Below are 15,451 nucleotides of genomic sequence, written 5' to 3' on the forward strand. Positions count from 1 at the left end.
GGCCTCCCCGGCGCGGGCCACCGCCGCGGCGCCGCTCACCGGCCCGCCCTTCCCTCGTCGACCGTGACGTCGTTGAAGGGGAGCAGCGGCTCCGCCCACGGGAAGATGTACTGGAACAGCAGGAAGACGACGAGGAGCACCAGGAGCAGCGAGAGGAGTGCCCTCACCCACACGTTGCCCGGCAGATGCCGCCAGATCCAGCCGTACATGCCGTCCCACTCGTCCCGTCCGCGCCGTCGCCGCGCGCCGCCGTCCGTTCTGCCGCGGCTTTCGCGTACTTCCCCCGCGTCCGCCGCGTTCCTGGTGTGCCGCATCAAGACTAAGCGGACCCGGCGGGGGCTCGGGGCCGCCTGGACAAAGCCTCACCCCATGTGCCTCGTCACACCCCGCCGGGTACGAAGGCCCGCTCGGGGGGCGCACAGACGTGCTCCCGGTCCGTGCGGGCGCGCTCAGTCGACGGGCTCGGCCTGGTGCAGGTCGACGGTGCCGGAGTAGCCGGGCAGCGTCCGGGTGCCGTCGTCGTGGACGTCCCAGCCGAGTCCGTAGGCGTTGACGTACAGCATGTAGTTCTGGATCTGCGGGGAGTCGGAGAGCGCCTTCTTGAGCTTCTGCGGTGCGCCTACGGCGGTCACCTTGTACGGGGGCGAGTAGACGCGGCCCTGGAGGATCAGGGTGTTGCCCACGCAGCGGACGGCGCTGGTGGAGATCAGGCGCTGGTCCATGACCTTGATGCCGCGGGCGCCGCCCCGCCACAGGGCGTTCACCACGGCCTGCAGGTCCTGCTGGTGGATGACGAGGTCGTTGGGCTGCGGCTCGGGGTAGCCGGGCAGCTTGGCGGTGGCGTCCGGCGGGGCGTCGTCGAGGGTGACCGTGAGGGCCTCGCCGCGCAGCTTGCGGGTGCCGGCGGCCGATTCCAGGGCGGCGAGCTTCTTCTCCTCGGCCTCGGTGCTGCCGTTGTCCCGCTCGGCGAGCGAGTCGACGTCGCCGCGCAGGCCCGCGTTGGACTCCTCCAGCTGGCCGTTCTTGCGGCTGCGCTCCTGGATCAGGTCGGACAGCTTCAGGAGCGAGGCGTCGGTACGGATGTTGGTGCCCTTGGCCGTGTTGAAGCTGGTGAAGAAGAGCAGCCCGGCGAGGGCGAAGACGGCGGCCGTCAGCAGGCGCACCGGGTGCCCGCGCAGCCGTCCGCGGCCGTGCGGCGCCCGCGCTTCGCGGCTCTTGTCGTCGTTGTTCCCGTTCCCGCCCTCGGGAGGGCTGGTGCCGGGGCCGGTGGAGTCGGCAGAATGGCTCAACGGACCCTTACTCCTAACGGCGCCGGGGAAGCACTACGCTAACGGACGCTCGGGGGAGCACTCAGTGTCCCCTCAGTGTCCGCTTGTACGCTGCCTCTTCAGCCCAGTCCACAGTCCCGTGCGCGGGCAGGCAGCGCATCGACAGGAGAGACCCTCGTGCCGAAGTCACGTATTCGCAAGAAGGACGATTACACGCCGCCGCCGGCGAAGCAGGCGACGAACATCAAGCTGACCAGCCGCAGCTGGGTGGCACCGGTGATGCTCGCCCTCTTCCTGATCGGCCTCGCCTGGATCGTCGTCTTCTACGTGACCGACGGCAAACTGCCGATCGAGTCGATCGACAACTTCAACATCGTCGTCGGTTTCGCCTTCATCGCCGCCGGATTCGGTGTCTCCACGCAGTGGAAGTAGCGTTTCCGCGGTTCTTCAGTACCAGCAGCACCAGTGCCCCGCGGCCGGTCGGCCGCCTCGCCTGAGTTCCTGAGCCTTCCCGGCTCCGGTGACTCCGGAGAGGCGGCCGTGCTCTCCGGCCGCGGGGTTCGCTGTGTGCGCCCTCGGACCACCGGTACCACCAGGACCACCGGTGAGTTATCCACAGGGCTGTCCACATGGGGAAAAGATCTGAAGATCTGTGGATAACCTCTGCGCGGTTGACGCCGGTGTGACTGCCGTACCGGTATCCGGATACCTGTTCCCCCCTTGCCCCTCCTGGGAAAACCCAGGTCAGCGAGGCAGACCCGCGACCTTCCGCACCCCCTGCGCAAGACCGGGCACACGCTGTGGACAACTTGCGAAGACTCGGGCGAAGCTGTGTTTCGAACACCTGTTTTATTCACAGCCCGGAGGGCCCACCGGACCCGTTCCGGAGGCGGTGGCGCAGGTCAGAGAAGCACGGCGGTACGCACCAGAACGGTGGCGACCACCACCGCGAGCAGGAGCGCACTGGAGCCCCACTGCACCAGCGAGCGCCGCTCGGCCGGGGCGTGCACCATCGCGTACGCCAGGGCGGCACCGGCGACCAGACCGCCGATATGCGCCTGCCAGGCGATGTTCGACATGGTGAAGGTGAAGACCAGGTTGAGGCCGAGCAGCAGGATCACCGGGCGCATGTCGTAGCGCAGCCGCCGCATCAGCACCGCGGTGGCCCCGAGCAGCCCGAAGACCGCGCCGGAGGCCCCGTACGAGACGTCCTGCGGGGCGACCAGGACATAGGTGAGCGCGCTGCCCGCGAGGCCCGAGAGCAGATAGAGCGCGAGATAGCGGGCCCGGCCGAGCGCCGCCTCCAGCGGGGCGCCGAGCCACCACAGGCCCAGCAGGTTGAAGGCGAGGTGCCAGGGCTGCTCGTGTACGAACATCGAGGTCAGCAGGCGGTACCACTCGCCGGAGGCCACCCCCTCGGAGGGCGCGTACCCGCCGGAGGGGAAGTACTGGGGCGGAGGCCAGCCGCCGAGCAGCGCGGTGTGGGCAAGGACGGTGTCGCCCACGTGCACGGCGACGAACATGAAGAGGTTGAGCGCGAGCAGGATCTTGGTCACCAGCCGGGGGTCGGCGGCGACGGAGCCGCCCGCCAGGGTGCGCGGCCGGGCCGCGCTCGCCCCGGGGCCGGTGTTCGCGGCCCGCACGCAGTCCGGGCACTGGAATCCGACGGAGGCACTGACCATGCACTCCGGGCAGATGGGCCGGTCGCAGCGCACACAGCGCACGCCGGTCTCCCGGTCGGGGTGGCGGTAGCAGCCGGGCAGCTCGCCCTGCGCCTGCCTCCCGCCTGACGGCTGGTCCATGGCGTGCCTCGATCCCGTACGACTGCCCGCGGCGGCCGCCCGCAGACGGCACCGCCCCGCCCTTCCTGACGGATGGGCGGGGCACAAGGTTCCCGGCCGCGGCGGCACGGCGGGTCTCGACCCTCGGCGAGTCCTGATACTCGGCGGGTCCCGATCCTCTGCCGGCCCGGAGACCCATGGGCTCCGGAGACTCGGCCGGCCCGGAGACTCAGCCCGATCCGGGGACTCAGCCGATCCGGAGACTCAGCGGGTCTCGATGACGACCGACTCGATGACCACGTCGCTCACCGGGCGGTCGGTGCGCGGGTTGGTCTTGGTGCCCGCGATGGCGTCCACGACCTTCTTGCCGCCCTCGTCGACGACCTCGCCGAAGATGGTGTGCTTGCGGGTCAGCCAGGCGGTCGGCGACACGGTGATGAAGAACTGCGAGCCGTTGGTGCCCGGGCCGGCGTTGGCCATCGCGAGCAGGTACGGGCGGTCGAAGGAGAGCTCCGGGTGGAACTCGTCCTCGAACTCGTAGCCCGGACCGCCGGTGCCGTTGCCCAGGGGGTCACCGCCCTGGATCATGAAGCCGCTGATCACGCGGTGGAAGACGGTGCCGTCGTAGAGCTTGGCGGTGGTCTTCGCACCGGTCTCCGGGTTGGTCCACTCCCGCTCGCCCTGGGCGAGTTCGACGAAGTTCTTGACCGTCTTGGGCGCGTGGTTCGGCAGCAGCCGCACCTCGATGTCGCCGTGGTTGGTCTTCAGGGTGGCGTACAGCTGCTCGGCCACGATCTGCCTTCCGTTGTCCTCTGTGACTCCCCGATCCTCGCACGGACCGGTCCGCACCATACCCGGCCACCGCCCCGTACCCGCCGATCCGGCGTCCTCACCGGGAAAACCCCCGGCTGCCGGGCGCCAAGGAGGCGCTCCGCGGCCCGATCCGTGGCATCGTCGGACCCAGACCGATCCAGAACTTTTGCACCGGATTGATCGTCTCTCGCCCCACTCTGCACCTGTGACCCGGATGCCTGCTTTCGCAAGCCGCCGCGGCACCGGACAGGCATGATCCTCATGGGGGTGGAAAGGCGAAACGGTATGCCACCGAGAAGGAGGTTCTCGTGAACCGCATGGACAGCGTGCGCGCCGCTACCGGCTCTGCGAAGGACAGCGTTCTGCACGCTGCGGAAGTGGTGGCGCCCTACGCCGACACGGCCAAGGACCGGGCAGCCCTGTACGCCCAGGAAGCGCGCGTACGGCTCGCCCCCCGGGTGTCCCTCGCTGCGGACCAGGCCCGTGTGCAGTACGGCGCTCATGTCGCCCCACGACTGGAGGCAGCCCTGCAGCATGTGCCGCCGAAGGTCGACCAGGCCGCCCAGGAAGCGGCGCACCGCACCCGCAAGGCGGCCCAGCAGGCGGCGGAGTACTCCCGTCCCCGTATCGAGCAGGCGGTGGCCGCCACCCAGCCCGTACGCGAGGAGGCATCGGCCCGCAGTGCGGCCGCCGTCGCCGCGCTGCGCGGACAGGTCTCGGCCAAGGAGATCGACAAGCTCGTCCGCAGGAAGCAGCGCCGCGGCCGGGCGGGCAGCGCCCTCAAGGGCGTCGCGCTCCTGGGTCTGGTCGCGGGCGGCGCCTTCGCCGTCTGGAAGTGGTGGGACAAGCAGGCCAACCCGGACTGGCTGGTCGAGCCCCCCGCGGCCACCGAGGTGCGGGACCCCTCCGCGCCGATCACCGCGGTCGACGGCAGCCCGGCAGCCGGGCTCGACCCGGAGGTCCAGGCGAAGCAGGACGAAGCGGACGGAAGCGGCTCCTCCTCGCGCGGTAAGCCGAAGGAGAGCTGAACCTCCCTTCACAGAGGACTCGTTGGGCGGGAGGCAGTGACGGCCTCCCGCCCAACGATGTTTCACGTGGAACATGGCGCGGAGCGCCTCGCACCCGGGATCCCCCACCCCTCCCGCACCGGCAGCGAGCCGCAGAGAGCGTTTGCTTACCCGCCTTACTCTGTGTGCCCTCTTGAATACCGGACAGCCGGACTGTTGACAGGGGGAGGCCGGCGGGAAGCCGCGCGGCCCCCTCGGGCAGGGCCCCGGCCCGTACATGCGCAGAGGCCGCCTGACCTGTGGAAAACGGTCAGGCGGCCTCTGAGGATGTGGAGCCTAGGGGAGTCGAACCCCTGACATCTGCCATGCAAAGACAGCGCTCTACCAACTGAGCTAAGGCCCCTCGCCATGGTGCCGAGCCCGCGGAAACGCGCCTGTGCCGTGCACCGGGACCAGAGTAGCGGGTCATCCCCCGGATCTCACAAAAGGATTGGGGTCCCCGTGCGCGACCACGCTCCGTAAGATGCCCCACGGGGTTCACTTCAGCGAACCGCGGTACTTGGGGAAGCGATGGGGAGACGCAATGGATGCCGCACAACAGGAAGCCACCGCAAGAGCTCGTGAGCTTCAGCGGAACTGGTACGGAGAGCCGCTGGGGACGCTCTTCCGCAAGCTGATAGACGACCTGGGACTCAACCAGGCGCGGCTGGCCGGGGTCCTCGGCCTCTCGGCGCCGATGCTGTCCCAGTTGATGAGCGGCCAGCGGGCCAAGATCGGCAATCCGGCGGTGGTGCAGCGGGTGCAGCTGCTGCAGTCGCTGGCCGGACAGGTCGCCGACGGCAGCGTGAGCGCGGCCGAGGCCACCGAGCGGATGGACGAGATAAAGAAGTCCCAGGGCGGCTCGGTGCTGAGCAACGCGGCGCAGAACACGTCCAGTTCGGGAGCGCCGACCGTCAAACGCGTGGTGCGCGAGATCCAGTCACTGCTGCGCTCGGTCGCCGCGGCCGGTGACATCATCGATGCGGCGGACTCCCTCGCCCTGGCCCACCCCGAACTGGCAGAGTTCCTGCGGGTGTACGGCGCCGGGCGGACCGCCGACGCGGTGACCCACTACCAGGCACACCAGAGCTGACCCCGGGCACCGGCTCGCCCGGGCACACCGAAGGGGAGCGCACCAGGCCATGGGTGAGGTGTTCGCCGGCCGGTACGAACTGGCCGACCCGATCGGGCGCGGGGGAGTCGGTGCGGTGTGGCGCGCCTGGGACCACCGGCGGCGCCGGTATGTCGCCGCCAAGGTGCTCCAGCAGAGCGATGCCCACACCCTGCTGCGCTTCGTACGGGAGCAGGCGCTGCGGATCGACCATCCGCATGTGCTCGCGCCCGCCAGCTGGGCCGCCGACGACGACAAGGTCCTGTTCACCATGGACCTCGTCGGCGGCGGCTCGCTCGCGCATCTGATCGGGGACTACGGCCCGCTGCCGCCGCGTTTCGTGTGCACCCTGCTCGACCAGCTGCTCGCCGGCCTGGCCGCGGTGCACGCGGAAGGCGTGGTGCACCGCGACATCAAGCCCGCCAACGTCCTTCTGGAGGCGACCGGTTCGGGCCGCCCGCACCTGCGCCTGTCCGACTTCGGCATCGCGATGCGCAAGGGCGAGCCCCGCCTGACCGAGACGGACTACGTGGTCGGCACCCCCGGCTACTTCGCGCCCGAGCAGATGCTCGGCTCCGAACCGGACTTCCCCGCCGACCTGTTCGCGGTCGGCCTGGTCGCGCTCTACCTCCTGGAGGGCGCCAAGCCGGACGCCAGGGCGCTGATCGAATACTTCGCCGAGCACGGCACCCCCCGCGCGCCCAAGGGCATCCCCGAACCGCTCTGGCAGGTCGCGGCCACCCTGCTCCAGCCCGATCCCGAGGCCCGCTTCCGCACCGCGACCGGCGCCCGCAAGGCACTCGCCGCGGCCGCCGAGCTGCTGCCCGAACCCTCCCTCGACGAGGACGAGTTGGTGGAGGTCTTCGACCAACTCGGCCCGCTGCCCGAAGGCTTCGGCCCCGAGGGCCCGCTCCGCGGCCGCCCCCGGCACCCCCGCCCCCCGGCTCCGCCCGCCCCGCCCCTGACACCCCCCGCGACCCCGCCGTCCGTCCCACCACGGCCACCCGCGACGCCACCGGCGACGCCCCCACCCGCGACTCCGCCGCTCGCCGCGGGCTCGCCGACTCCGCCGTCCGCCGCGGCCCCGCCCTCCGCCACGACTCCACCGGCCGCCGCGGCGTCCTCGCCGTCCCTCTCGGACACGGGCAGCTTCCACCTGGCCCCGCCGCCGCCCGCCGGGGCGCCCCGGGACATGGTGCCGAGCCCGCCCCCGCATCCTCCGACCGCCCCGCCCGAACCCCCCACCGGCTACCGGCCGTACGCGGACCCGGCCCCGCTTCCTCCCCCTCCGCCTCACCCGGACCCGACCCCGGCGCCCGCTTCTCCCCTCTACGGGAACCAGAACTACGGGGACCAGACGCCGTCCACCGCGCAGCCCTCGTACGCGTACCCCCCGACCAGCCGGTACACCGCCCAGCACACCGTGCACGGTGCCGCCGCCTCGCCGACGCAGACCGCGGCCCGGCCCACCGCTCCCTCGCGCCGCAAGCGGAAGCCGGGACCCCCGGTGAAGGCCGTCGTCCTCCTCCTCGGCGCCGCGACCCTGAGCTTCGCGGTGGGAACCTGGGGCCTGCTGCAACTCTTCTGAGCGGTTCCGAGCCGCGCCGCCGGACCCGGACATGCCGATGGGCGGCTCCGCAGGGTGCGGTCCGCTTCAGGGGGTCTCGTGGGGGTGGGCACGGGGGCACGGGGCACGAGAGCTCGTGAACCCGTGGGTGGCGAGGAGGGATGGCTGCCGGGTCGCGCGGGTCTGAGGGCGCGGTTCTCCCGGTCCGGGGATGCGGGTATGCGCGTATGCGGGTGACGGTGTCGCTTGAGCTGGCCTGGTCAGGTCAACTGGCGTGGGCTGTCAGGTCGGTGGCAGCAAGGCGGCGGCAACTGCCGCTGTAGATCCGCCTGTTCGCCGGGTGGGTCGACTGTCCGCGTGAATCGGTCGTCCTCGCGGACCGGTTGTCCGCGCAGATCGGTTGTCCTCTGTTGTCCTCACAGGTCGCCTTGCAGGTCGGCTACCCGCGTGGGTCGGTCCTGCCCGTACAGGTCGGTCTCTGTCCGTATCCGTAAGGGACTCGGATCCGTCCGACCGTGGCTGAGTGCGGTGGCTGAGTGCGGTGGCTGGGTGTGGTGGCTGGGCAGGATGGGGGCCGTCTGTACGTCCTGTTCTCGCGGCGCCCTGGCGGCTGCTGGGAATTCCTCGGGGCCTGGATGGCTCTCAGGAGTTCCGTGCCCGATCCTCCGTGCCCGTGCATCTCGCGTACGTACGGGACGGACGTACGCGCCGGGCTTCCTGCTGTGGCTTCCGGGGTGCGGAGTCGGCCTTCCGAGACGTCTTCCCGACTCCGGTGTCTCGGAATGTCTACGGCGCTGATCCTCATCCGGTCCTGCTCGCTCGGGGGACCCGGCCTCGACCTGCCCTGCTGGCGTGCTGCCCTGCTGGCGTGCTGCCCTGCTGGCGTGCTGCCGCCGACTCTGCGACGGCGTCCGGCAGTTGGTCCAGGCGCCGGTTGCTGCCCGATTCCTGTGCTGGCTCTGCGGCGAGCGGAAAACGGCGCGTTCAGGACAGGATCTGGCCGGAGGGACCGGCGAGGAGTGCGGCCGTGGAGTCCTCGTAGACGTTGGGGCGCGTCTGGTGGACGATCGTCGGCGAGAGGGAGCCCGAGACGCTGCCGGTGCTGCCGGAGGGGCGGGCTTCGCCGGTGCCCTGGCGCTGCGAGGGGAACGCGGGCTCGGGTGCGGCTTCCTCGGCGGACTCGGGGGCGGGCTCCGCGGCGGCCTCGGGAGCGGGTGCCTCGGCGGTGTCCGGAGCGGGGCCCTCGGCGTCCTCCATGGCGGGCGCTTCCTCACCCATGACCGGGGCTTCCCCGCCCTGCGGCGCGGGGGCTTCCTCGTTCTGCTGCGCGGATGCTTCCTCGTTCTGCGGGGCGGGCGCCTCGTCGTACTGCGGCGCGGATGCCTCGTCGCGCTCCGGGGCCGGTGCCTCGTCGTTCTCCACGGTGGGTGCCGACTCGCTCTGCGGTGCGGGGGCCGACTCGGTCTCCGGGGCCGGTGCCGATTCGCCCTGCGGGGCGGGCGCTTCCGGGTCGCCGAAGCTGAAGTCGGGGGTTTCGAGGGCGAAGGCCGAGCCGTCCTGGAGCGGGGTCCGCTCGCCGGTGCTGGTGGGGGCCTCTGCCGTGTTCAGCGGTGGCCGGCCGTCCTCGGCGGGCACTGCCTGTTCGTGCTGGGGTGCGTGCCGGTCGGCGGTGCTGCCCATCCGGCGGCAGCTCGGCGAGGAGCCGTGCGCCTCGGCCGCGATGCGCTGCTTCATCGTCGGCGGCAGCGACCTGATGTCCTTGGCGACGAAGTGCGCGGGCGTCACGTCCATGACGTCCAGCGCGGTCTCCAGGTCGTTGCAGTGCTCCTTGGTCTTCTGCGCCGGGACGGCGGCGCTGGCCGTGCTGGAGAATCCGAGTGCGGCGAAGACGGTGAAGACCGCGGCGATGAGCGCGGCCCACAGCTTCATGACCTTGGTGGCGGCCATGGCTCCTCACTTTCAGGTTGGGCGATTTGCGTACTTTCCCAATGATGTGTATGTGAGGAATCGAGTGGGGGACCGACACCGGCGCACAGCGATCTTCCGATGAACACCACTCTTCTGGCCGCACGCGGTCTGGAAGCTCCCCGAATACGGTCAAGAGCGGTGAACATCACATTTCGACGAGGGCGCCCGGAGGGGCGAGATCCGCTTCGACTGCCCTGGTGGAGGCGGGAGTTGGCGGGGCCCGGGGGTGCGGAGACAGGTCACCGATTGGTATCGGCCGGTGTGTATAGTCGGGCGCCGAAGGTCCCCTACGTCAAGGAAAGACGAGGTCGCGCGGTGAAGAAGCTTCTCCTGGTCGCACTGGCCGCCATCGGCGGGCTCCTCGTGTACCGCCAGATCCAGGCGGATCGCGCCGAGCAGGATCTGTGGACGGAGGCGACCGACTCCGTGCCCACGGGTTCCTGAGCTGCCACAGCAGACATGCCCTGGCCCCGGCCGCCCACTGCGGCCGGGGCCTTGTGCTGACCGGCCCCGCCCGAACGGAGGCAAGCCGGGCGGAATCCACAGTTCCAGGGCAGGGGTTGCGCACCGCACGGGGCCGGGGTAGAGAGTCCCGGGCGGGTTACCCGCGGGAAACGTGACCGCCCGCGGTACCCGACCGGACTCACGGGGGAGGGATGAGGCGTGGGCGTGCGGCTCGAAGCTGCGCGGTGCGTACGGGCGGTGTCCGCCGCGACGGCGGCGCTGTGCCTGCTCGCCGCCCTCCCCGGACAGGGCTGGGCCGCCGCCCGCCCTGATCCGTACGCCTTCGCCGAGGACGCCCCCACCGTGGGGGCCGCCGGGGAGGCCTCCGGAGCCCGGCAGCTGAAGGCGGGCGGCCGCTACCGCAGCGCCCTCGGCCCCGGCGCGAAGGGGTACTACCGGATCAGCCTGGACTCCGCCGCCAGCGCCTATGTCTCGGCGACCGCGCTGCCCCCGCCCGGCGTCGACGGCGCCTACGGTGACGGCGTCAAGGTCTCGATCCAGACCGCCGAGGGCTTCACCTGCTCGTACGATGCCGCGAGCTTCGGCTCCCTGGTCAGCCCGCGTCCGCTCGTCGCCACCGCGGCCCGGCTGATCGGCCCGGGCGAGGGCACCTGCCAGGAGGCGGGGACCTACTACGTGCTGGTCGAACGCAAGGGCTCCCATCCGGAGAACTGGGACCTGGAGCTGCAGTTCGCCACCGAACCGGCGCTGCGCGGCAAGGCCCCGAGCGCACCGCCCACCGACGCCGCCCCCTCCGCCTCCGCCGAGCCGCCCGCCGGACCCGCGCGCCCACGCGAGGGCGGCACCAGCTTCAACGACGCCCCCGCCCTGGAGGACGGCGCCTGGCGCGACCGCATCACCTCGGGGACCACGCTCTTCTACCGGGTGCCCGTCGACTGGGGCCAGCGCCTGCGGATCGGCGCCGGGATCGCCCCGGGCTCCGGCGGCGAGGGCTCCGAGCCGGGCGAAGGTTCCGGTGGCGAGGGCTCCGGCAGCGGGAGCCCCACCGACCAGGACTCCGGGGGCGCGGGTCTCGGCGAAGGGCCCGGTACGGGTTCCTCCGACGGCCCCGGCGACGGCTCCGACACGGGCACGGACCCGGCGGCCGGCACCGACCGCGCCGGCGGCGACTACGTCTCCAGCGCGCTCGAAGTGGCGCTGTACAACCCGGTGCGCGCGACGGTGGCCCGCACCGACACCTCGTACGACGGGCAGCCGAAGAAGACCACGCTCCGCCCCATGGCGCCGGTCGCCTACGGGAACCGCTTCGCGGCGGCGCGTGAGGAGATGACCTCGGCGCGCTTCGCGGGCTGGTACTACCTGGCCGTGCATCTGAACGACAAGGTGGCCGGCACCTTCGGTGACCGCCCCCTTGCCCTGACGCTGAACATCGCGGTCGAGGGAGAGGCCCAGGACGGGCCGGGCTACGCGGGGTCGCCGCAGCCCTCGGGACTGTTCGGCACCGAGGACGGCCCGGGCACGGGAGGCGGCCCCGCCGATCCGGCCGAGGACGCCGACGACGATCCGCTGCTCGGCCCCACCGCGGCGAGGGCGGTGGCCGCGGGCGGCTTCGGCACCGGCACCCTGCTCCTCGCCGTCCTCGGCCTGTGGACACTCCTCGCCCGCCGGGGCGCGGCACGCGCGGAGCGGCGCCAGCGGGACCGGTCCGCGCGGTCCGGCCAGGCGACGCCCGAGCCACCGTCGTATCCGGGACGCTGACAACCCGAGAACCCGGACGTCGTCGGCGCCTCCTGCCTGTACGCGGTCTACGACCCGGTGACCCGGGTCTGCCGGATGGCGAGCGCCGGGCACCCGCCGCCGGTCGTGGTCTTCCCCGACCGGACGCTGCGCTGCGTGCCCCTCGCGCCCGGGCCGGTGCTCGGCGTGGGCGGGATGCCCTTCGCGGTGACGGAGGTACGGCTGCCGCCCGGCAGCGTGCTCGCCCTCTACACCGACGGCCTCACCGGACTCGGCGGCAACGAGCAGGACCTCCTCGACCACCTCGCCACCGCCTGCCGCTCGGGCCACGGACTCGCCGAGATGGGCCGCGGCCTCGTCCGTATGGCGCCCGGGGCCCCCGACCCCGCCGACGACGTGACCGTGCTCCTCGCCCGCACCCGCGCCGTACCCGCAGAGCACACCGCCGTCTGGACCCTCAGCGGCGACCCGGCCGGCGTCTCCGGGGCCCGGGAGGCGGTCTGCCGACGGCTCGCCGACTGGGGCCTGCACGCACTCGCCCCCGCCACCGAACTGATCGTCAGCAAACTCGTCACCAACGCCATCCGGCACGGCTCGGACCCCACCGCGACCGGCATCCGCCTGCGGCTGATCCGCGACCGCGTCCTCGTCTGCGAGGTCTCGGACGGCAGCAACACCCAGCCCCGCCTCCGCGAGGCCGACACCACCGACGAGAACGGCCGCGGCCTCTTCCTCGTCGCCCGACTCTGCACCCGCTGGGGCAGCCGCTACGGCACCCGCGGCAAGACCATCTGGACCGAGCAGCCGATCGAGGGGGTGGGCGGGAGTTGAGGGCGGGGTGGTCGACGGTGAGGATCGCCGAAGGTGGGGGTGGTCGAAGGTAGGGGTGGTCGAAGGTGGGAGGCTGAGACCGCGGGGGCTGAGCCCGGGCAGCCGGAACCGGCTCCGCGCCAGGCCAGAGCGGCGGCTCCGCGCCGAGCGGGAAGAGCGGCTCGGCCGGGGCTGGAACGCGCCACCGCGCTGAGCTACACCGGCGGCTCGGCGTCGAGCAGTTCCCGCAGCCACTCGGCACCGGCCGCCTCGCCCGCGGCGTGCGCGGGCTCGGAGGCTCCCGGGAAGAGGCGCCCCCACGAGATCGCGCGGCCCAGAACTCCGAGCCGCCCCGCCAGACTCAGCGCCCGCCGCAGGTCCGCCGGGGTACGACCGTGCCCCGTCCAGGGCTCCAGGTAGGCGTCCCGCAGCCGGGGCAGCGCCTCGGAACCGTACAGTTCGCGCACCCGCCGGGCGGGGACGAGAAAACTGCAGAAGGGATGCGAGACGGCCGCGTCCCCCCAGTCGAAGAAGGTGAACCGCCCCACCCCGGACCGCCCTGCCTCCCCCCGCCCGGCCTCCGCCCGCCCCGCCACCGCCCGCCCCGCTTCCGCGTGGAGCAGCTGCCCCCCGTCCAGCTCGTGGAAAAACTGTCCCTCATCGTGGAAGAACTGCCCCTCATGCAGATCGGAGTGATCGAGCGAGTCCGCGATCCCCGCTCCGGCCAACTCCGCACACCACTGCGCCACTTGAGGACGCAGCGCCCGCAACCGCGTGCGCTCCTCCGCCCCGAGCGCGCCGTTCCCGTCGACCAGCCGCTCGAAGACACCGGGCAACTCGGCGGTACGGGCCCGGGGCACCCCCAGCTCCTCAAGCTCCCCGGCACGCGGAGCCAGCGCGTACTGCATCCCCGCGTACTGCCGCAGCGCCCCCTCCCACTCCCGCGGGCCCGCACCGCCCCCGCTACCGCCACCGCTCTCCCTCCCGCTCCCGCTCCCGCTCCCGCTCCCGCCGAGTACATCCCGGAAGAGCGCACCCCCGTCGGGCAACAGCGACCAGCCCCGCTCGGCATCGACGGCCAGCGGCGCGAGTACGTGCTCCGGCACCCACCGGGCCAGTGCGGCAGCGAGCGGCGCCTCGAAGGCACTGGCAGGCGGATTCGCCTTGAACCACACGGCCCCCTGGCCCGCGACAGGCATCCGCACCAGCACCGACCAGGGCCGCAACCGCACCCTCGGCGGTCCGGTGACCCGCAGACCGCGCGCCGCCAACTCCCGCCCAGCCCAGGCGAACGCCTCCCGCCGCCAGCCCGCCTCCTCCCAGGGCGTCCGCGCCTCCGGAAAGGCCCCGCGATCCACGACCACCGCCGCCTCAGCTGCCATGGGGGCAATCCCAGCACCGGGGGCGGCCGCGCCTCCAACGGTTTTCCTGACGCGCCGTACCGGAAAACCAGTCCATGGAATGCACGCCCTCCGCCCCTGAAGCACAGCAACGCGCCAACCCGAACGCCCCGGACACGGACGGCTGCCTCATCTCGGCCCGAGACGCCGAAGACCCCCAACCATGATCGGCTGGGGGTCTTCGTACTGGCGGTTCCAACAGGATGTGAACCTGTGGCCTCATCCTTATCAGCAATGGTCGTTCGTCACGTGGAAGCACAACACCCCAGTTCAGGCAGGTGAACGACCCCCAGGAAAGATCGTTTGGGAGAATCTCGGGAGAAACTGCCGCGCTTCTGGGGGCTGGACCGCCGGGCGGATGTCGTCGAGAAACCCTCGCGGCTCGACCGGTCATGAGCAGAACCGACGTACTCGCTCCCGAAGACACGCTCACCACCCAGGTAATGACCTCCGCTTGCGCAGAGAGAACGGATGACCTGACCGAGACGGCACTGACTGACCCGACTCACCTCCGCTGACGCGGAGTCCACCTCCCCGATCTGCCCCTCGATCTCACCATGATCGGCTCACCTCCACTCGCGCGGAGCGCACGCGATCAGCGCCGAGGCGCCGCCTCCGCCGTCCGGCTCACCTCCGCTCGCGCGGAGCGCACTCGGGAACGGGCTGGGTCTTGTTCTCCGCCTGCGGCTCACCTCCGCTCGCGCGGAGCGCACCACGCACCGGGACCAATTGGTCCCGAAGCCCCCGGCTCACCTCCGCTCGCGCGGAGCGCACACCAACGCGATCAACGCCATGTCAGCGCTCTCCGGCTCACCTCCGCTCGCGCGGAGCGCACACTCCCGCGCGGGCTGGGGAATCTGCCATAGCCGGCTCACCTCCGCTCGCGCGGAGCGCACCCCAGCTCCTGATCGCGCGCCCCGCGCACCTGCGGCTCACCTCCGCTCGCGCGGAGCGCACCGCTCGTGACCCTCGAACTCCCGGAAGACCTGCGGCTCACCTCCGCTCGCGCGGAGCGCACCTGCCGGATGCTGATGCCGCGGATCCAGTCGCCGGCTCACCTCCGCTCGCGCGGAGCGCACGCCCCGGCCCCCGACCCGGAGACCTCGAAGGCCGGCTCACCTCCGCTCGCGCGGAGCGCTCGCGCGGAGCGCACACTTCCTGACCTGCACCGTCAGAGGGGCATTGCCATTTCTTGACTCGGTCGGTCGAAGGCGATCAAGGTCAGGCCGTCGAAGTCGACGGGGGTGCGGCGTTGTGGGCCCGCGGTGCGGAGTTCGAAGCCCTGTTCGTTGTGGCTGGGGTAGGCGAGGACCGCGGTGCCCTGGTCCGCGCAGGCGGTGACCGACTGCCAGAGTTCGTCGCGTACCCGGGCAGAGACGGTACCGACGTAGAGCTCGGGAGTGACTTCGAGGAGCCAGCGGGTGAGGGCGCCTCTGAGGTGGTCGGGGACGGCGGTCGCCGAGATGACGATCATGGAGGCCACAG

Annotated in this window: 14 protein-coding genes, 1 tRNA gene, 1 pseudogene and 1 CRISPR repeat array; of the genes and pseudogenes, 8 read left to right on the top strand and 8 right to left on the bottom strand. The window is 72.0% G+C overall.

Going from position 1 to position 15,451, the window contains the following annotated elements:
- Positions 1–35: 35 nt before the first annotated feature.
- Positions 36–314 (bottom strand): hypothetical protein, encoded by a 279-nt coding sequence (locus tag MID12_RS15635; RefSeq protein WP_162487280.1) that lies wholly within the window; start codon positions 312–314, stop codon positions 36–38.
- A gap of 135 nt (positions 315–449) precedes the next feature.
- Entirely contained in the window at positions 450–1,289 is an 840-nt protein-coding gene (locus MID12_RS15640) for a DUF881 domain-containing protein (RefSeq protein WP_040251125.1), read from the bottom strand.
- A 156-nt stretch (positions 1,290–1,445) separates the two neighbouring features.
- Between MID12_RS15640 and crgA the strand changes: the two genes are divergently transcribed.
- A complete protein-coding gene (crgA, locus tag MID12_RS15645; protein ID WP_040251128.1) occupies positions 1,446–1,700 on the top strand; it encodes a cell division protein CrgA in 255 nt (84 codons plus the stop codon).
- 470 nt (positions 1,701–2,170) lie between these two features.
- Here crgA and MID12_RS15650 read toward each other — a convergent pair whose 3' ends face one another.
- Complete coding sequence (locus MID12_RS15650) at positions 2,171–3,070, bottom strand: rhomboid family intramembrane serine protease (RefSeq protein ID WP_040251130.1); 900 nt, start codon at positions 3,068–3,070, stop codon at positions 2,171–2,173.
- Between the two features lie 243 nt (positions 3,071–3,313).
- Positions 3,314–3,841: a peptidylprolyl isomerase gene (locus MID12_RS15655; protein WP_263167911.1), complete on the bottom strand. Its 528-nt coding sequence runs from the start codon at positions 3,839–3,841 to the stop codon at positions 3,314–3,316.
- Positions 3,842–4,170: 329 nt separating this feature from the next.
- Between MID12_RS15655 and MID12_RS15660 the strand changes: the two genes are divergently transcribed.
- Positions 4,171–4,890 carry a DUF5324 family protein gene (locus tag MID12_RS15660; RefSeq protein WP_040251137.1) on the top strand — a complete coding sequence of 240 codons (720 nt, stop codon included), beginning with the start codon at positions 4,171–4,173 and terminating at the stop codon, positions 4,888–4,890.
- Positions 4,891–5,199: 309 nt separating this feature from the next.
- Here the strand turns inward: MID12_RS15660 and MID12_RS15665 are convergent.
- A tRNA-Ala gene (locus MID12_RS15665) sits at positions 5,200–5,272 on the bottom strand.
- A 180-nt stretch (positions 5,273–5,452) separates the two neighbouring features.
- Between MID12_RS15665 and MID12_RS15670 the strand changes: the two genes are divergently transcribed.
- Together MID12_RS15670 and MID12_RS15675 are read left to right on the top strand one after the other, a co-directional pair.
- Positions 5,453–6,001: a helix-turn-helix domain-containing protein gene (locus tag MID12_RS15670; protein ID WP_040251140.1), complete on the top strand. Its 549-nt coding sequence runs from the start codon at positions 5,453–5,455 to the stop codon at positions 5,999–6,001.
- A gap of 49 nt (positions 6,002–6,050) precedes the next feature.
- The gene (locus MID12_RS15675) at positions 6,051–7,607 is read left to right on the top strand and encodes a serine/threonine-protein kinase (RefSeq protein WP_263167916.1); all 1,557 of its coding nucleotides are present in this window, start codon (positions 6,051–6,053) and stop codon (positions 7,605–7,607) included.
- A 963-nt stretch (positions 7,608–8,570) separates the two neighbouring features.
- On the opposite strand, the gene MID12_RS15680 is transcribed toward MID12_RS15675, so the two are convergent.
- Complete coding sequence (locus MID12_RS15680) at positions 8,571–9,533, bottom strand: DUF6344 domain-containing protein (RefSeq protein ID WP_263167917.1); 963 nt, start codon at positions 9,531–9,533, stop codon at positions 8,571–8,573.
- 336 nt (positions 9,534–9,869) lie between these two features.
- Here MID12_RS15680 and MID12_RS15685 point away from each other — a divergent pair, with 336 nt between their 5' ends.
- The 4 genes and pseudogenes from MID12_RS15685 (at position 9,870) to MID12_RS15700 (ending at position 12,587) form a co-directional block, all read left to right on the top strand.
- A complete protein-coding gene (locus MID12_RS15685) occupies positions 9,870–9,998 on the top strand; it encodes a DLW-39 family protein (protein ID WP_003999697.1) in 129 nt (42 codons plus the stop codon).
- Between the two features lie 225 nt (positions 9,999–10,223).
- Positions 10,224–11,777, top strand: a complete 1,554-nt coding sequence (locus MID12_RS15690; RefSeq protein ID WP_263167926.1) for a hypothetical protein — start codon at positions 10,224–10,226, stop codon at positions 11,775–11,777.
- A gap of 33 nt (positions 11,778–11,810) precedes the next feature.
- A pseudogene (locus MID12_RS15695) lies at positions 11,811–12,164 on the top strand (PP2C family protein-serine/threonine phosphatase); the annotation flags it as partial.
- Positions 12,159–12,587, top strand: a complete 429-nt coding sequence (locus tag MID12_RS15700) for an ATP-binding protein (RefSeq protein ID WP_263173174.1) — start codon at positions 12,159–12,161, stop codon at positions 12,585–12,587. The pseudogene MID12_RS15695 and the gene MID12_RS15700, both read left to right, overlap by 6 nt.
- A 194-nt stretch (positions 12,588–12,781) precedes the next feature.
- Here MID12_RS15700 and MID12_RS15705 read toward each other — a convergent pair whose 3' ends face one another.
- Together MID12_RS15705 and cas2e are read right to left on the bottom strand one after the other, a co-directional pair.
- Positions 12,782–13,948: an aminoglycoside phosphotransferase family protein gene (locus MID12_RS15705; RefSeq protein ID WP_263167929.1), complete on the bottom strand. Its 1,167-nt coding sequence runs from the start codon at positions 13,946–13,948 to the stop codon at positions 12,782–12,784.
- A 519-nt stretch (positions 13,949–14,467) separates the two neighbouring features.
- Positions 14,468–15,106: a CRISPR direct-repeat array (repeat unit 29 nt; unit sequence CGGCTCACCTCCGCTCGCGCGGAGCGCAC).
- Positions 15,107–15,137: 31 nt separating this feature from the next.
- On the bottom strand, positions 15,138–15,449 hold the full coding sequence (gene cas2e / locus MID12_RS15710; protein ID WP_263167931.1) for a type I-E CRISPR-associated endoribonuclease Cas2e: 312 nt from the start codon (positions 15,447–15,449) through the stop codon (positions 15,138–15,140).
- Positions 15,450–15,451 lie beyond the last annotated feature (2 nt).

The organism is Streptomyces sp. SCSIO ZS0520 (assembly GCF_025643355.1).
In the GTDB taxonomy this organism is placed as follows: Bacteria; Actinomycetota; Actinomycetes; order Streptomycetales; family Streptomycetaceae; genus Streptomyces; species Streptomyces physcomitrii.

Excerpts from the sequence above, each read along its gene's own strand:
- MID12_RS15635 (WP_162487280.1), bottom strand. The coding sequence starts at position 314 with ATGCGGCACACCAGGAACGCGGCGGACGCGGGGGAAGTACGCGAAAGC.
- MID12_RS15650 (WP_040251130.1), bottom strand. The coding sequence starts at position 3,070 with ATGGACCAGCCGTCAGGCGGGAGGCAGGCGCAGGGCGAGCTGCCCGGC.
- MID12_RS15670 (WP_040251140.1), top strand. The coding sequence starts at position 5,453 with ATGGATGCCGCACAACAGGAAGCCACCGCAAGAGCTCGTGAGCTTCAG.
- MID12_RS15675 (WP_263167916.1), top strand. The coding sequence starts at position 6,051 with ATGGGTGAGGTGTTCGCCGGCCGGTACGAACTGGCCGACCCGATCGGG.
- MID12_RS15680 (WP_263167917.1), bottom strand. The coding sequence starts at position 9,533 with ATGGCCGCCACCAAGGTCATGAAGCTGTGGGCCGCGCTCATCGCCGCG.
- MID12_RS15705 (WP_263167929.1), bottom strand. The coding sequence starts at position 13,948 with ATGGCAGCTGAGGCGGCGGTGGTCGTGGATCGCGGGGCCTTTCCGGAG.